We start from the raw sequence: 15525 nt of genomic DNA on the forward strand, positions 1-15525 counted from the left end.
CGGTCACTCACGGCGTCAGATCGAGGATCCGGACCGGCAGGCCCTCCCAGCGCTTCGGCACGGTGGTGGCCACGATCGCGCCTTCGGGCCTGTCCACCGTGGGTTGCGCCGCGTGCCGGCTATGGGCGGCCGCCCAGGTCTCCTGCTGGGCGATGGCGAGGGCTGCGGGCAGGTCCAGGTCGAGGACGGTGATGCCGGGCAGGGCGGCCAGGTGCTCGGCGGTTCCGGGGCGGGCCCGGTCGGCCTCGACGAGCGCGCACGAGGGCGCGTAGAGGAACCAGCCGGTCTCGGCGTGCGCGCGGTGGATCAGCCGGGAGGCCAGCACGTTGCCCTGCCCGGCCGCCGCCATCGCCGTCTCGTCCAGCACGATGTGCATCGCTTCACTCACGGGCGCTGCACCTGCGCGAGTCGCCGGTCGAGTTCGTGGTCAAGGTCGCTCTGCTCGGCGACGGTCGGCGCGTAGCCGTTCCAGGCCCGGAGCGCCGCCTGCGCCTTCTCCGCACGCTCCGCACGCTCGGCCGGCGTCAGCATCGTCTCGGCCAGCCGGGCCAGGTAGGCGCGCAGGGACAGACCCTCGGCGGCCGCGATCGCGGCCAGGCGCTCCTTCGCTTCCTCGGGGATTCTCACGTTGGCATCGGACATCGTGGTGCTCCTTCCCATGACCCCCAGGGTACGGGTACGGGTACGGGTACGGGTACGGGTACGTACCCATGACCCTAGGGTCATCGCGGCACGAGCGCCCGTCGGCGGGCGCGCGGAGCTGGCGCCCGTTCGCGGCGAGCCTGCGGGCGCTGCTCATTCTCATGGAATTCGCGGGCGTCAAGATCCGCGAACGACCCGGCGGCGGCGGTCGTCCGGTGGGTCGGGGAGTCGGTCATGGATGCGTCTACCGGCGCACGGGCACGGGGCATGCGGCATGCGGAGTGTCGCGGCCGGTGCGTGGGCGTTCATCGGTGTGGTTACTTCGTGTAGTTGTAGACCGTCGCCCGGGAGACGCCGAGTTGGTCGGCGATGAGTTGTGCGGAGCTCCGGGTCTCGAAGAAGCCCTCGCTGTGCAGCCGACGTACCAGCTCGCGTTTCTGATCACGGTTGAGGCCGCGCGGTGTGCTGAAGCGCTGCGCCGAGAAGGAGTCGATGGCCGAGCGGAGTTCGCGTCCGCCGCGGTCGCGCAGCGTCTCCAGCCCCTCGCCCTGGTGTTCGGCATCCGCGGCGACGAGGTTGGCCAGGGTCAGGGCCAGCGGGGACAAGGTGCTGACGTCCAGGTTCAGACACAGGGCCGCGACGTACCGTCCCTCGGCGTTCTTGATGCCGATCGAGGTGCTCTTGGCCGGACGCCCGTCGGGGAACCGGTTGCTGTAGTTCTGGATGACGCTGGGGTAGTCGGGGTCCGCGATCCGGCGCAGGCCCAGTTCGGTGGCTGAGTCGCCGACCTGCCGGCCGGACAGGTTGTTCTCGATGGTGCGGATGGCGTTGTCGGGGCGTCGCAGATCGTGCAGGACGACCTCGCACAGGCCGGGGAACATGCGGCCGACGGCGACAGCGATGCGCTCGGCTTCCCGTACGAGGTGCTCGTCCTCCCGTGCGGTGCGCTCGTCTTCCGGTACGGCGGGCTGCTCGGATACCCGTACGGCGGGCAGGTCTGTGCGTTCGTCATCCGGTCGGCGGCCGGTGGGGTGCGTCATCGCGTGATGCTCGCTTCCTGGGCGCCGTCACCGGGACCGTCGAACACCGCGGCCATCATCTCGGCGGACTTCAGCCCCGCGCCGGTGAGCACGACGACGGTCGTCTCGTCCGGAGCTATCTCTCCGATCGCGATGAAGTGATCGAGGGTCGCCGCGGCGACACTGCTGGTCGGCTCGGCGTACAAGCCGCGTGCGCTCAGGGCGCGGACGGCGGCACGGATCTCCTCCTCGGGGACGGCGTAGGCGCCGCCGTTGGAGCGGCGGATGGCCTCCACCGCCTCGGGCAGCCGGACCGGGTGCGCGATGGACGCGCCCTCGGCGATCGTCGGCACCCGCTCGCCGCGGTCGGCCGGGTCGATGCCGTTGAACGTGTCGGCGATGGTCGCCCAGTGCTCGGGTTGCCCGACGAACAGGCGCGGGCGCTTGTCGATCTGTCCGGCGTCGAGCAGTTCGCCGAACGCGAGGTCGCACCCGATGATGTTGCTGCCGGCCCCGGCCACGAGGACTACGTTGTCCGGCGCGGTGAAGCCGAGGGACTCCCACATCTCGTAGGCGATGGTCTTGGTGCCCTGGATGAACATGGGGTGCCAGTTGTGACTGGCGTACGGGACCCGCTCCGACTGCCGGATCGCCTCGTCCGAGACTTCGGCGCGGGTACCGTCCACAAGTTCGATCTCGGCTCCGTAGGCACGGGCCTGAAGAATCTTGGCCGCCGATGTGGCGGCGGGAACGATGATCCTGGCCCGGATGCCGGCAGCGGCGGCGTAGGCGGCCACCGCGGCACCGCCGTTGCCCGAACTGTCCTCGAGTACGTGCTCGGCGCCGTGCGCGGCGAGGTGGGAGATCATCACCGATACGCCCCGGTCCTTGAAGCTGGAAGTCGGGTTGAACCACTCCAGCTTGAAGTGGACGCGCCGGCCGGCCCAGTCGAGCGGGACCATCGGCGTACATCCTTCGCCCAGGCTCACCCGGTGGGCGGCCGGAACGGGCAGGGCCGCGTGGTAACGCCACAGGGACCGTTCGGTGGTGTCGATCTGCTCGGGACGCAGGCCCGGCAGCGCACTGACGGCGAGGGGGCTGCCGTCCTTGCCCCGCCAGCGGGGGTCGTCCAGGGAATAGCGCTCTCCGGACCGGTCGTACAGGTCGGGGGCGGCGACGGCCACAGGCTGTTCGGCGTTCATGGGAGGTCCGGCTCCTACTCGCTCGACGTGCTGCCGTGCCTTGCTGGATCTCTCGACCCGGCAAGGCACCCTGTGCCATGTTAGACGACCTATCCAGACTTGGATATAAAGTCCAGTCCTCGCGGATGCGGCGCACTGCGCCGACCCCTCGGTTTACCAGGGCGGTCCGAGGGGACGAAGCCGTTCGGACCGCCCATCGTGCTGGGCCTGACGGGCTGCCAGGCCAAGATCCTGCGCGTTAGGGGATCAGCTCGCGCAGCCAGTCGATGGCCGCCCGGACGGCGCCGCTGACCGCGCCGCCAACAGCGGCGTCCCGAACTCCCCCACGGGAGCGGTCACGGCGTCGGCGGTTCGTCGAATCCGCTCCCTGCTTCTTGTTTGTTGCGCTTGCGCTTGCCGCTGGACATGGCGGAGGTTCCTCACCTCGGGGACAACGGGTCGGCCGGCCGGCTTGTTGTCCACCGTGGGGCCCGGCGGAGCGACCACTCCGAGATGCGACGAGAGAGTAAGTCAGCGGCACATAAACGCAGTTCCCGCGGTGGGCGGGAGGTCGAGTGGCGATGATGGTGCGATGAGAGGCGACGGCGCGGGAGCGGGGCGGAAGTTCGGTGGGCGGACCGCGGGCTCGGCCCGTCCGATTGCGCGTCCGGTGCTGCCACCGGGCCCCCTGAGTGATCTCAAGGGCCTTCTACATCGGACGTACCTCGCCGCGGGACCGCCCACGCTGGACGACATGGAGCGGTTGCTTCGCGACGACCGGTTCCTGGCGTGCCCGTCCCGGGACACCATCGGCCGCATCCTCGGGGGCCGTGAGTTGCCGCCGAAGCAGGCCGATGTGCTCGCTCTGGTGCGTCTGCTGACGGAGATGACGGCGGGAGACGCCGAGCACGCGAGCCGGGAGGCCGCGCGCCTGTGGACGCGGGCCCAGCTGACGGAGCCGCTGGGCACACCCGTCGGGGAGCTCGACCCGCACGATCTCGAAGTGCACCGCGCCATCGATTTCGACCCGACCCAATCCGATTCGGTCGGGCCCGGCGCGGCCCCAGGGTTGCCCGCGTACGTGCGCCGCGGCCACGACGATCGGCTCGATGACCTCGTCGACGCGGCTCTCGAGGGCCGAAGCGGTCTGGCGCTCCTGGTCGGGACGTCCTCCACGGGCAAGACGCGTGCCTGCTGGGAGGCGATCCAGCGCCTGAAGTCCCAGAAGTGGCGGTTGTGGCAACCACTCCACCCCGACCGCCCCCGCGCGGCTCTCGCGGAACTCCCCCAGGTCGGTCCCCGGACGGTGGTGTGGCTGAACGAGGCGCACGAGTATCTGCTGGATCCGGAGCACGGTGAGGCGGTCGCCGCAGGACTGCGGGTCCTGCTCGCCGACGAAAGGTACGCGCCGGTGCTGGTCCTCGGCACCATCTGGCCCGGGCCCGGTTACTTCGACGACGTGGCGTACGAACCGCTCCAGGGCCGACCCGACCCGCACGGCCAGGCACGCCTCCTGGTCGCCGGGCGCGCTCTGAGCGTCCGTGGACAGTTCGAACCGGAACTCGTGGACGCCCTGCGAACCTCGCGGGACCCGCGTGTTGCCGAAGCGGCCCACCGGGCGCGGGACGGGATGATCACCCAGTACCTTGCCGCGGTGCCCGAGCTGCTCCAGCTGTGCGACATGGTGCAGCCCGGACCGAAGGCGTTGCTGACCGCGGCCATGGACGCCCGCCGACTCGGCCACCCCAGGGGTCTGCCCCTGCCGTTCCTCGCGGATGCGGCCGAGGCCTACCTCTCGGATTCCGAATGGGACCTGCTGCCGGACGATTGGTGCGAGCAGGCGCTGTCGCTGCTGACCCGGCCGGTCAAAGGTGCCCGCGGGCCGCTCCACCTCCAAAAGCGTGCCAGAGGCTCCGGACAGGTGCCCACCACCGGGGCGGGCGATGCCGGTCCCGTCTACCAGCTCGCGGACTTCCTCGAACAGCATGGCCGCTCGGCACGGCGGCATGCCCGCGTCCCCGGCATCTTCTGGGCGGCGGCGATCCGGCACTGCACCGCGGACACCGCGCGCGTCCTCGCCGAGGAGTCACCCTGCGGGAGGTGGCTGACCGACTCGCCAGGAGGGGCGGCGTCGACGTCGCCCTGAAATGGCTCGTCCACGCACCCGGGGTGCGGGGCCCCGAGGTCCTCCTGCACGAGGGGGTCCTGAACGAGCAAGCCCACCGGCTCGGCCCGGCACTGCGCTGCTATCGGGAGGCAGGCGCGGTGGGCAGTACGTACGCTCTGCGGCAGGCGGCACGCCTCCTCGTCGTGGACGGACGGTTCGATGAAGCCCTCGGATGCCTGGACGAAGCGGCAGGAGGAGGGGACAGCAAGGCGCTCACCGAAGCCGCATCCCACCTCGGACGCGCCGGCAGGGTCGACGAGGCGCTGGTCTGGCACGAGCGCGCGGTCGCCGCCGGTGAGTTCCACGCCCTGATTTCGGCCTACTTCGCGCTCGCGGGCGCCGGGCGCCCGGACGAGGCGCGGCTATGGCGACGCCGCGCAGTGGCGGCGGGAGTGGTGCAGGACGCCGACATGCCGGACATGAAACCGGCGGCCGCGAAGTACGAGGGCCGGGCTGGCGTCGATCCGGACACGGTGCTGGAGGAGTGCGAGCGCGAGGTCAGATGCGGCAGCCTCTCGGTGAAGGGGGCGGCCACGGCGCTCGAGAGGGCGGGGCAGATGCACCCGGCGCAGGGGCTACGCCGGTTCGGGTGGGATCCGGACGGTGGCGTCGCCCGCCCGTGGAAGCTGACCCCAGCACCTTCCCACCCTCGGTGAACCGGCCCGGGACTGGTCGGACCCGCGCTCCGGCAGCCGGATGTCCATCGGCTCCTTCATCCGGCTCGCGCGGACCCGTCGCCCCCCGCACGACCTCACGGCGATCACCCGGAGCCCGGTCCCGCGATCGACTGCGTCGCCGCAGGAGCCCGGCCTCCACCGGGTGATCGTTTCAACAAAACGTTGTACTGTCGGCGTTCCGTGCCCGGCGAGTTCCCGGGCACGTCCGGCGGCCGGGCGTCGGAGGATGCCGGGCAGCAGCCCCCGCACCGGCCGCATCGCGAGGATGTGGGGGGAATGCGGTTGTACACGCACATGGACGCGGCCCTGGTACGGGCCGCCGCGGTGCCGGGCGACCGGCAACTGCCGCCCTGGCCCGCGCTCGACGCCGCCTCCGAGGCCCGGACCGGGCCCTGGCGGCGGTGGCTGGAGCAGGTCTGGGAGTACGAGGGGGTCGCGGAGGCCGTCGAGGTTGCCAGCCCGGCGCTGGCCCGGGGCGTACAGGACGTGTGCGCGGGCCGTACCGTCAAGCCGAAGCAGGTACGGCGGACCGTGGTGTCGATGGTCCGCTACCTCCTGCGGATGGGGCACCGGGCGACCCCCTTCGGGCTGTTCGCGGGCGTCGCGCCCGCCCGCGTCGGCGGGCAGCCCGGGGCTCGCTGGGGGGAACGCGACCGGCACCGCGCCGTGGTGCGGGCCGGAGCCGGCTGGCTCGCCGAGGTCGTCGGCCTCCTGGAGGCCTGCCCCGAGCTGCTGCGACGGCTCCCGGTCGTGGTCGACAACACCGCGTTCGTCCGCAACGGCCGCCTCGTGGTGCCGTTCCAGCAGCCGCCGCACGGAGCCGGGCAGGGCGCGACAGAAGTGACGGTCCGTCACACCCGCGCGGTGCGGCTGGTACTGGACGCGGCCCGGTTACCGCTGCCCGTCGCCGACCTCGCCGGGAAGCTGGCCGGCGAGTACCCCGACATCCCGCTCCGGGCCGTCGAAGGCCTCCTGGCCGAGCTGGTGGCGCGGCGGGTCCTGCTCACCTCCCTGCGCGCCCCCATGACGGTCACCGACGCCCTCGGCCACCTCGTCGACCGCCTCGCGGAGGCGGACGCCGGGACGATCCCTGCGGTCGCGCCGACACTGCGGGAACTCACGGCCCTCCGCCACGACATGGACCGGCACAACACGGCCGACGCGCGGGCCCGTCCGGCGCTCCGCGCCGGGATCGTCACCCGGATGCGGGCGCTCTCGGGCACCGCCGAGCACCCCCTCATGGTCGACCTGCTCCTCGACTGCGCCCTGACCCTTCCGCAGGCGGTGGCCCGGGAGGCCGAGCGGGCGGTGACCGCGTTGACGCGGCTGACGCCGTACCCGTCCGGCGCACCGGAGTGGCGGGACTACCACGAGCGTTTCCTGGAACGCTACGGCCCGGGCGCCGTCGTCCCCCTGCGCGAACTCCTCGACCCCGAGACCGGTCTCGGCTGGCCCGCCGGGTACCAGGGCTCGGTACTGGAACCGCCGGGCACCCCGCTGACCCTCCGCGACGAGCGCCTGATCGCCCTGGCGCAGCGGGCCGCCGTCGACGGCGTACCGGAAGTGGTGCTCGACGACCGGGCCCTGGACGCGCTCGCGGGCCCCGCGCCCCTGGTACCGCCGCTCGTTCCGGCCCACGCCGAGCTCTACTTCCACCTCCAGGCGCCCACCCGGGAGGCACTGGCCGGAGGGGACTTCCGCCTCGTCGTCGGCGCCCTGTCACCGGCCGCGGGCACCACGACCGGCCGCTTCGTCGACCTGCTGGACGGGCCCGACCGGGACCGTATGCGCGCCCTGTACGCCGGTCTGCCGACGGAGGAGAGCGGGGCCGTGGCGGCCCAGGTCTCCAGCCCGCCGCTGCTGGTCGCCACCGAGAACATCGCCAGGGTCCCCGTGATGCTGCCGCTCCTGATCTCCCTCGCGGAGCACGGCGGGGACGGCGGCGGCGAGGGAGTCGGCGACCGCGGCAGTACGGTCGCGGCCGCCGACTCCCTCGCGGTCCGCGGCGACCTGCACCGGCTCCGGCTCGTGGAAACGTCCACCGGACGGACCGTCGAACCGACCGTCCTGAACGCCGTGGAGCCCACCCGCTTCACCCAGCCGCCGGCCCGGTTCCTGTGCGAACTGCCCCGGGCCGGCGCGGCCGTCGCGCCGTTCGTCTGGGGCGCCGCCCGCCGCGCGCCGTTCCTGCCGCGCGTTCGGTACGGGCGCACCGTGCTGGCGCCCGCCCGCTGGACCGTGACCGCCGACGATCTCCCCGCACCCGGGGCCCCCTCCGACGAGTGGGCTCGGGAACTGCGGAACTGGCGCCGTCGCTTCCGCATGCCCCCGGCGGTCTTCCTCGGGGACGACGACCGCCGTCTGCGCCTCGACCTGGACGAACCGGGCCACCTCCCGCTGTTGCGCGACGAACTCGACCGCGCCGGGCGGGTGACGCTGCACGAGGCTCCGGAACCGGGGTCACTGGGGTGGTTCGACGGCCACGCCCACGAGATCGCCATGCCGTTCACGGCCGCCGCCGGCCATGGGACGGCGCCGCCGCCGGGAGGCGCCAGGAGGGCCGAAGTCGTCCCGTCGGTGCGGGAGTTCGGTCACCTGCCGGGCGCGTCCCGATGGGCGTACGTCAAGCTGTACGGGCATCCGGCCCGGCACGCCGAGATCCTCACGGGGCACCTGCCCGCCCTCCTGGCCGAGTGGGGGAACCCGCCCGCGTGGTGGTTCGTGCGCTACCGGGACCCCGAACCCCACCTGCGGCTGCGCTTCCCCGTCTCGCCCGGCGACGGCTCCTTCGAACGCATCGGCGCGTGGACGGCGGGCCTGCGCCGGGCCGGCCTGGCGGGCCGCGCGCAGTGGGACACCTACTACCCGGAGAGCGGTCGTTACGGGCAGGGGCCGCTGATGGCGGCCGCCGAGGCCGCGTTCGCGGCCGACTCCACGGCCGCGGTCGCGCAGCTACGGCTCACCGCGGCGGGCGGGGTACGGCCCGCAGCGCTCACGGCCGCCGGATTCACGGATCTGGCGCGGGCGTTCACCGGTGGTCCGCGGGCCGGGGCGCGTTGGCTGGTCGGCGGCATCGCGAAGGCATCGGGACCCGGCCCGGAGCGGTCCGCGCAGGAGGAGGCGGCCCGGCTGGCCGACCCGGTCGACGGCCCGACGGCCCTGCGGCCGCTCCCCGGCGGCGAGGAGGTCCTGCGGGCGTGGGAGCGGCGCGCCGAAGCGGTGGCCGGCTACGCGGAGCTGCTCGACCGCGAGGGGAGCCGCGGGGTGGGTCCGGGCCGTGACGCGGTGCTGGGCTCGCTGCTTCACATGCACCACATCCGGGTGATCGGGCTCGACGACGCATCCGAACGGGAGTGTCTGAGGCTGGCCCGCTCGGCCGCCCAGTCCTGGACGGCCCGCCGGGAGAGCGCCGGCTGACAGCCCGTACCGAGCGAGGCGCCCCGCCGGGGTCACCGGCGGGGCGCCCTCGCATGTGTGGACCTATGCGGGGAATGGAGAATTCCGGCCCGCCTTATGTGTCTTCCTCCGAAACGACCCCGTTCACACTGCCGAAACTTGTGCTTTATGAACTATTTGCATGGCCGCAACGCCTCGTGTTGAGTTCTGGATCAAGAGCAGTCACAACCGGGGGGAGTGAAATGGTCGAGACCGCGTTACCCGCTTTCACAGAGCATCGCGAATATTTCCTCCGCCAGGACTCCTTGTTCATCGAGACCGCGGACGGCGTATTCCTCCGCGGCACCAAGGGCGAATCGTTCCTCAAGGGCCGGACCGTCCACCGGTGGCTCGTCGCGCTCGCTCCCCGCCTGTCCGTCGGCAGTGACCTGGCGGGTCTGTGCGAGGGCCTCGACGCGACGCGGCGCGACATGGTCGTCCGGCTCCTGGACCGACTGCGCGAAGCCGGCTTCGTCGAGCTCCGCGAAACCGAGGCCGACGGGCTCCTCCCGGAGCCGGTCGAGCAGCGCTTCGCCGAACAGATCTCCTTCCTCCGGCACGACGGCGAACACCCCAAGGAACGTTTCCGCCAGTGGCGCGCCGTCCGCGTCCTGGTCGTGGGGGACGGACCGGCCGCCACGAGCGCCGTCCTGTCCCTCCTGCGCAACGGGGCCACCGACGTCACGGTCGCCGGGCGCGACGCCGCGAAGGGCGGCCCCGCCCCGTGGGACGCCGAGCTCGCCGCCCTCACCGGGGCCGGCACGCCCGCCCGGGTCTCCCCGCTCCTCGCCGCCTCCGCCGACGCGGTGGCCCACGGCTTCGCCGGATCACCCCCGGACGCCGTGATCTTCACCCCGGGCAAACGGGATCCCGAATTCCGCAAGAACCTCTTCGCCTGGGCCCGCACGGTGGGCGCCGCATTCGTCTCGGCCGAGCAGGCCGGAAAATTTCTCGTCAAGGGTCCGCTGGTCCCCCGAAAGGGAACCTCCTGTCCGGGGTGCGCACAGCAGAAACTCGCCCGAATGACCTCGGGTATTGTTTCCGAAGAAATTCCGGAGCTTTATCCGGCCGTCCTGGCGGCCACCGGAAGCGACCTGGCTCTCGAATTATTCCGCCATATCGCCGGCGAGGAACCCTCGGGGCTCGAAGCCGCCCTCGTGGTGCAGGACCCGCTCACCCTGACGGGCCGCCGCGAACCGCTGCCCGCCGACCCCCGCTGCCCCTACTGCGCCGACCAGGTGGGCCTCCCGCAGGCCGTGGAAGCCCTCACCGCCCTCACCGGGGGACGACTCGACCTGCCCACCGACCCGGACGAACGGTACGGGCGCCTCGACGCGGCCCTCGCCGGCACGACCGGCCCGCTGCACCGCTTCGACGACGGGGCCGTACCGCAGACGGCGGTCAAGGCCGGTGTCGTCCGCGCCTCGGGACCCGACGGCGCGACCGCCGCCTTCCCCGGCTTCCACCCGCTCTCACTCACCGAAGCGCGGTGCGCCGCGGTGGAGCGGGCCGCACGGTGGAGCGCGGCCGTGTCACCGGCCCCCGCCGCCGTCGTGTCCGCCACCCGCGAGGCCCTCGGCGCCGACGGGGAGCACACCCTCGCCGTCGAGGAGGGCGACGGGGCCACCACCCGCTGGACTCCCGCGGTGTCCCTGCTCGACGGGCGCACCGTGTGGGTGCCGGCCCGGCTCGTCGAGGGCGGCGCGGGCGGCGACGCCCCGCCGGACCTCTCCGGCTACGGCGCCGGCGCCACCTTCACCGACGTCGCACGGGAGGGCATTCTCTCGGCCCTGCTGCACGAGGCCCTGCGCACGCCGTTCGTACCGACGGCCGTGCCCGACCCGGCCACCCTGGCCGAGCTGGTGCCCGACCCCGCCGACCCGGCCGACACCACGGGATTCGCGTTCGTCCGCGCCCTCGCACGAACCGGGGAACTCTCCCTGGCGGCACGTCCGGCCCCGGGCCGGACGTGCCGGGTGATGACCGCCCGTCACTCCCGGCCCGGCCGGACCGTCACGGTGGCCGCCGCGGGCACGACCCACGAGGAGGCCGCGCGCACCGCGCTGCTCGAACTCGCGGGCCGCGTCCAGCTCGACGAGGTCCCGTACGGTCACCCCGCCACGGACGGCGGCCGCGCGGTGCTGCTTCCCCCGGGCTGGGCAGCCGGCGACGCACCCGCGACGGCCCCGGCACCCGACCCGGGGAAGGCCCCCGCCCCGGAGGCGGCCCCGCCCCCGGACCAGGAGCCCCTCGACCGTCTCCTGGCCGGACTCCGCGCGGACGGGCGCGACGCCCTGCTCGTCCGCACCCCCCCGGCCGAACTGGGCGGCGCCGCGGCACCCGTACTGGTGGGCCGCGTCCTGCTCACCCGCTCCACCCCCTGAGACTTCCCCGCGGGCGACCGCGGGGGGACACCGGGGCACGCCCCGGTGATGATCGATCCCTTTTATCCACATGTCGAGAAGGAGTCACGTCATGAACCCGATTTCCGACCTCAACCACCTGCCCGTCGAGGACTTCGAGCTGGAGGCCGCGACCACCGAGGTCCAGGCCGCCGCCCGCCAGTGCGGCAGCCTCTCCTCCTGCTGTTCCTGCAGCCGCACCCCGGAGCTCTCCGCCTGACGCGGTAGCCGCTGACGAGGTGAACGCGGTGGCGGCTCCGGCCGCCACCGCGGTTTCCCCGTCCCACCGCCTTCCCCGAGCCCAGCAGTCTGCGGAGAACCCATGCACGTTGTCACGCTCCCCACCGATAGCGCGGCGGACGCCGCCCAGGAGCGGCTCGCGGACGCGCTGCGCGAACTCCTGGACCCGGAAACCGCCTTCGAGGGCGTCGTCGAGATCGGTTCCCTGGGCCTGCTGCCGGCGAACCCCGCAGGCCCCGCCGACCCGACCGGGACGAACCCGCCGCCCGCACCCCCGACCACGGACCCGGGCCTGCGGGTCTTCCCCGTCCGCCTCTACCGCGCGACCGTCGTCGTCGGCCCCGTCCACCCGGCCGCCGCCGACGCCCCCGGCCCCTGCGCCGTCTGCCTGGAACGACGCTGGATCCGCCTGCGCCCCCTGCGGGAACGCGAGGCCCTGGAGACCGGCACCGCGCAGCACGCGGCCGGGCCCGGACCGGCGGCCCCCCACCACTGGAGCGCCCCCACCGTCGCCGCCGCCCTGCACATCCTGGCCGCCCGCACAGTCCGCACCGACACCACCGGCCTCGCCGCCGCTCCCGTCCTGGAGGTGTCCACCACCGACGGCACGGTCACGGAGCACGCCCTGCTCGCCGATCCCGACTGTCCCCGCTGCGGCACCCGCGCCCCGGCACCGGCCCCCGCGTTGGAGGGCTTCCCCACCTCCCGCCCCCGTCCGTACCCCGAGGCGTCGCGGCTGCGCGACTGGAACTCGTACGACCTGCCCCGCAGCGCCCTGGTCAACCCGCTCTGCGGGGCCCTCGGCTCCCGGACCCACCACGACACCCACTCCCCGGTCACCGAATCGGTGAGCGGCTCGCTGCGCCTCGGCGGCCACCGCACCGGACGCAGCGGCCTCTACGAGATCGCCTGGGCCGGGCACACCGACACCCACGAACGCAGCGAGACCGTCGCCCTCTTCGAGGGCCTCGAACGGTACGCGGGCCAGCGTCCCTGGGGCCGGGGCCCGGCCACGCGCATGTCCCTCGACGAGCTGACCGCGCGAGGCCTGCCCGCCCTGGACCCTCGCCCCGTGCTCCACGCGCCGGAGTTCTACGCCCGCCACCCCGACACGTACAAGCCGTTCCGCCCCGACGAGCGGGCCGACTGGGTCTGGGGCCACTCCCTGGTCCGTGACGCTCCCGTGCTCGTACCCCAGCACCTGGTCCACTACGGTCCGCGGCGCCGCGGCGAATCGCTGCTGTCGAGCAACTCCAACGGCTGCGCCACGGGCAGTTGCATGGAGGAGGCGGCGCTCTTCGGTCTCCTGGAACTGATCGAGCGGGACGCCTTCCTGCTGTCCTGGTACGGGGCCGAACGCCTCCCGGAGATCGACCTCGACAGCGCCACCGCCACCCCGCGCCGCGCGGCCCTGAGGGCCCGGCTCGAAGGACTCGGTTACCGGGTCCGGCTGTTCGACCTGCGCGTCGACCTGCCCGTGCCCGCCGTCCTGTGCCTCGTCCGGCGCCGTACTCCGGGACCCGGCAACATCGTCCTCTCCGCCGGCGCCGCCCTGACCGCGGGGGACGCCGTCGACTCGGCCCTCCAGGAGGTCGCCTCCCTGCTGCCGCACCACCTGCGGTCCGTCGCGGCGCGGGAGGAGGAGGCCCGGGCCATGGTGACCGACTACGGACTCGTACGCGATCTGGATGACCACGACCTCCTCTACGGACTCCCGGAGATGGAGCGGCACGTCCCGTTCCTCCGCCCGTACGAGGACGGTCCGGTCCGGCCCGTCCCACTGCGGGAGGCGTTCGCCGACTGGGAGGCCCGGGGGCCCCGCCCGGCCGATCTGCTGGACGACCTGACCGCCTGCGTGGACCTGCTCCGCGAGGTGAGCGAGGACGTGATCGTCGTCGACCAGACCTGCCCCGAGCAGCGGGCGTGCGGGCTGCGCAGCGCGGCCGTCGTGGCCCCCGGGCTGGTGCCGATCGACTTCGGTTGGGAGGAGCAGCGGGCGCTGCACCACCCCCGGCTGCGCACCGCCTCCTGGCGGGCCGGGCGCCGCCCGGCGCCGCTGCGGGACGAGGACATCCACCGCCACCCGCACCCCTTCGCATGAGCGACGTACACGGCAAGGAGCAGCGGACGATGACCACCCCGGCGGCACGGGCCACCACCCTCGCCTACGTCGACGCGGTGCACCGTCGCTACCGCGACCCGGTGCAGCCCGACGGGTTCGCCCCGGACTGGGACGACCGTCCTCTTGCGCACACCCACCATCCGGGGGCCACCCGTATCGCCCTGCCCCTGCCTGCCCCGGCTGCCGCGCCGACGCCCGCTCCCGGGGGCGGGCGCACCCTCACCACCCTCGCCGAGGACCTCCGGGCGACGATCGGCGTGCTCGCCCGCCGCCGGCAGATCGACTGGAACCGCGACCTCGCCGAGCAGTCCGCGCCGCACACGCCCCGCTGGGGCACGGGTTCCGCCTCGGGCGGCGGCACCCATCCGCTGGAGGTCTACTGGGCCGCGGGCCCGTCGGCTCCCGTCCCACCCGGCGTCTACCACTACGCCTGCGGCCTGCACGCCCTGGAGCGCCTGAGCACGCTCGACCCGGCCCCGGCCGTTCGGGCGGCGCTCGGCCCGGACGGCGCCGCCGACGGCCACGACCAGTTCCTGCTGTGCACGGTCCGGCCGTGGAAGAACGCCTTCAAGTACCACAACCTCGCCTACCACCTGGCGACCCTGGACCTCGGTTCGTTCCTCGCCTCCTGGGAACTGACCAGCCGCGACCGCGGCGCCGGGCACCGTCCCCGGCTCTGGTTCGACGAGGAGGCCCTCGGCGGGCTGCTCGGCCTCGACCCGGACGAGGAATCCGTCCACGCCGTGCTCCCGCTCGACTGGCACACGGCCGGCGCCGACGCCTCGCGGCCCGCGCCGACGGCACCGACGGCCGTCCGGCCACCGCACTACGAAAGGTCCCGTACGGTCCGCAGGTTCAGCCTGGCCGACAACGTCCGGCGGGCCACCGCCCAGGCCCCGCCCGCAGAACCCGCACCGGCACCCGCACCCGCACCCGCACCCGCACCGGACGTTCCGCCCGCCGTCGCGGGCACGACGACGCCCCTGCCCGTGGCGCCCGGGGCACCGGCGCCCGGCACCGCCCTGGCGACATTGGCCGCGCGGACCTCATCCTCCGGCCGCATCGACGCCTCCCGCCCGCTCGGCGCGGCCGCCCTGGCCGCCGTACTCGGCGCCGCGTTCCCCCACCCCCCGCGCTCCGGCGGGTTCGTGGAGGCGGCCGTGGCCGTCCGTGCGGCCGAGGGCCTCGCCCCGGGCGGATACGCCTACGACCCCGCCCGGCACGCCCTGTCGCACCTGCCGGGGGACCCGCTGCCCACCTTGACCCGGGACCTCTACGGACTGGACAACTACGACGTCGCCGGTGTGCCCGTGACGCTCGTCCTGCACTGGCATCCCGAGCGGGCCGTCGCCGCCCACGGCCCCCGCGCCTACCGGGCGGCCAACGCGGAGGCGGGCGCCGCCGCACAGCGCGCCCACCTCGCCGCCACCGCCCTCGGCCTCTCCAGCGGCATCGTCTTCGGCATCGATCCGGTGCCGTTGGACGAGGCCCTCGGACTCACCGCCGCGGGGCGACGCAGCCAGCTCTGCGTCTTCCTCGGCCTGCCCCGCCCCGGCGCGGCCGCGCTGGACGGCCGCCTCGCCTGACCACGCGGCATCCCGCGCTCCGTAGCAGCATCCCGTCCCGCACTCCTCCGAGGA

The 15525-nt window shown here is 73.8% G+C and carries 11 protein-coding genes; 7 read left to right on the forward strand and 4 right to left on the reverse strand.

Going from position 1 to position 15525, the window contains the following annotated elements; all coding sequences use genetic code 11:
* Positions 1-7 precede the first annotated feature (7 nt).
* The 4 genes from NOD94_RS11535 to NOD94_RS11550 all read right to left on the reverse strand — a co-directional run bounded on the left by NOD94_RS11535 (position 8) and on the right by NOD94_RS11550 (position 2863).
* The gene (locus NOD94_RS11535) at positions 8-388 is read right to left on the reverse strand and encodes a hypothetical protein (protein ID WP_281205737.1); all 381 of its coding nucleotides are present in this window, start codon (positions 386-388) and stop codon (positions 8-10) included.
* Entirely contained in the window at positions 385-642 is a 258-nt protein-coding gene (locus NOD94_RS11540; protein WP_281205738.1) for a hypothetical protein, read from the reverse strand. Before NOD94_RS11540 ends, NOD94_RS11535 begins: the two co-directional genes overlap by 4 nt.
* 317 nt (positions 643-959) lie before the next feature.
* Complete coding sequence (locus tag NOD94_RS11545) at positions 960-1682, reverse strand: PAS domain-containing protein (protein WP_281205739.1); 723 nt, start codon at positions 1680-1682, stop codon at positions 960-962.
* On the reverse strand, positions 1679-2863 hold the full coding sequence (locus NOD94_RS11550; protein ID WP_281205740.1) for a pyridoxal-phosphate dependent enzyme: 1185 nt from the start codon (positions 2861-2863) through the stop codon (positions 1679-1681). The genes NOD94_RS11545 and NOD94_RS11550 overlap by 4 nt, the downstream gene beginning before the upstream one ends.
* 733 nt (positions 2864-3596) lie before the next feature.
* Here NOD94_RS11550 and NOD94_RS11555 point away from each other — a divergent pair.
* The 7 genes from NOD94_RS11555 (at position 3597) to NOD94_RS11585 (ending at position 15471) form a co-directional block, all read left to right on the forward strand.
* Positions 3597-4988, forward strand: a complete 1392-nt coding sequence (locus NOD94_RS11555) for a hypothetical protein (protein ID WP_281205741.1) — start codon at positions 3597-3599, stop codon at positions 4986-4988.
* Positions 4943-5665 carry a hypothetical protein gene (locus tag NOD94_RS11560; RefSeq protein ID WP_281205742.1) on the forward strand — a complete coding sequence of 241 codons (723 nt, stop codon included), beginning with the start codon at positions 4943-4945 and terminating at the stop codon, positions 5663-5665. The genes NOD94_RS11555 and NOD94_RS11560 overlap by 46 nt, the downstream gene beginning before the upstream one ends.
* Positions 5666-5962: 297 nt before the next feature.
* On the forward strand, positions 5963-9103 hold the full coding sequence (locus tag NOD94_RS11565; protein WP_281205743.1) for a lantibiotic dehydratase: 3141 nt from the start codon (positions 5963-5965) through the stop codon (positions 9101-9103).
* Between the two features lie 284 nt (positions 9104-9387).
* Positions 9388-11505, forward strand: coding sequence for a hypothetical protein (locus tag NOD94_RS11570; RefSeq protein ID WP_281205745.1), 2118 nt, complete (start codon positions 9388-9390; stop codon positions 11503-11505).
* 91 nt (positions 11506-11596) lie between these two features.
* Entirely contained in the window at positions 11597-11743 is a 147-nt protein-coding gene (locus tag NOD94_RS11575; RefSeq protein ID WP_281205746.1) for a hypothetical protein, read from the forward strand.
* A 102-nt stretch (positions 11744-11845) separates the two neighbouring features.
* On the forward strand, positions 11846-13864 hold the full coding sequence (locus tag NOD94_RS11580) for a TOMM precursor leader peptide-binding protein (protein WP_281205747.1): 2019 nt from the start codon (positions 11846-11848) through the stop codon (positions 13862-13864).
* Entirely contained in the window at positions 13861-15471 is a 1611-nt protein-coding gene (locus NOD94_RS11585; protein WP_281205748.1) for a nitroreductase family protein, read from the forward strand. The genes NOD94_RS11580 and NOD94_RS11585 overlap by 4 nt, the downstream gene beginning before the upstream one ends.
* The last annotated feature ends 54 nt before the right edge of the window (positions 15472-15525 follow it).

Origin of the sequence: Streptomyces sp. Isolate_45 (assembly GCF_024721315.2) — a bacterium.
GTDB lineage: Bacteria > Actinomycetota > Actinomycetes > Streptomycetales > Streptomycetaceae > Streptomyces.

What these genes read in the sequence shown, in the direction of transcription:
- NOD94_RS11580 (WP_281205747.1), top strand. Translation starts at nt 11,846, where the DNA reads ATGCACGTTGTCACGCTCCCCACCGATAGCGCGGCGGACGCCGCCCAG.
- NOD94_RS11555 (WP_281205741.1), top strand. Translation starts at nt 3,597, where the DNA reads ATGGAGCGGTTGCTTCGCGACGACCGGTTCCTGGCGTGCCCGTCCCGG.
- NOD94_RS11565 (WP_281205743.1), top strand. Translation starts at nt 5,963, where the DNA reads ATGCGGTTGTACACGCACATGGACGCGGCCCTGGTACGGGCCGCCGCG.
- NOD94_RS11550 (WP_281205740.1), bottom strand. Translation starts at nt 2,863, where the DNA reads ATGAACGCCGAACAGCCTGTGGCCGTCGCCGCCCCCGACCTGTACGAC.
- NOD94_RS11545 (WP_281205739.1), bottom strand. Translation starts at nt 1,682, where the DNA reads ATGACGCACCCCACCGGCCGCCGACCGGATGACGAACGCACAGACCTG.
- NOD94_RS11540 (WP_281205738.1), bottom strand. Translation starts at nt 642, where the DNA reads ATGTCCGATGCCAACGTGAGAATCCCCGAGGAAGCGAAGGAGCGCCTG.
- NOD94_RS11575 (WP_281205746.1), top strand. Translation starts at nt 11,597, where the DNA reads ATGAACCCGATTTCCGACCTCAACCACCTGCCCGTCGAGGACTTCGAG.
- NOD94_RS11585 (WP_281205748.1), top strand. Translation starts at nt 13,861, where the DNA reads ATGAGCGACGTACACGGCAAGGAGCAGCGGACGATGACCACCCCGGCG.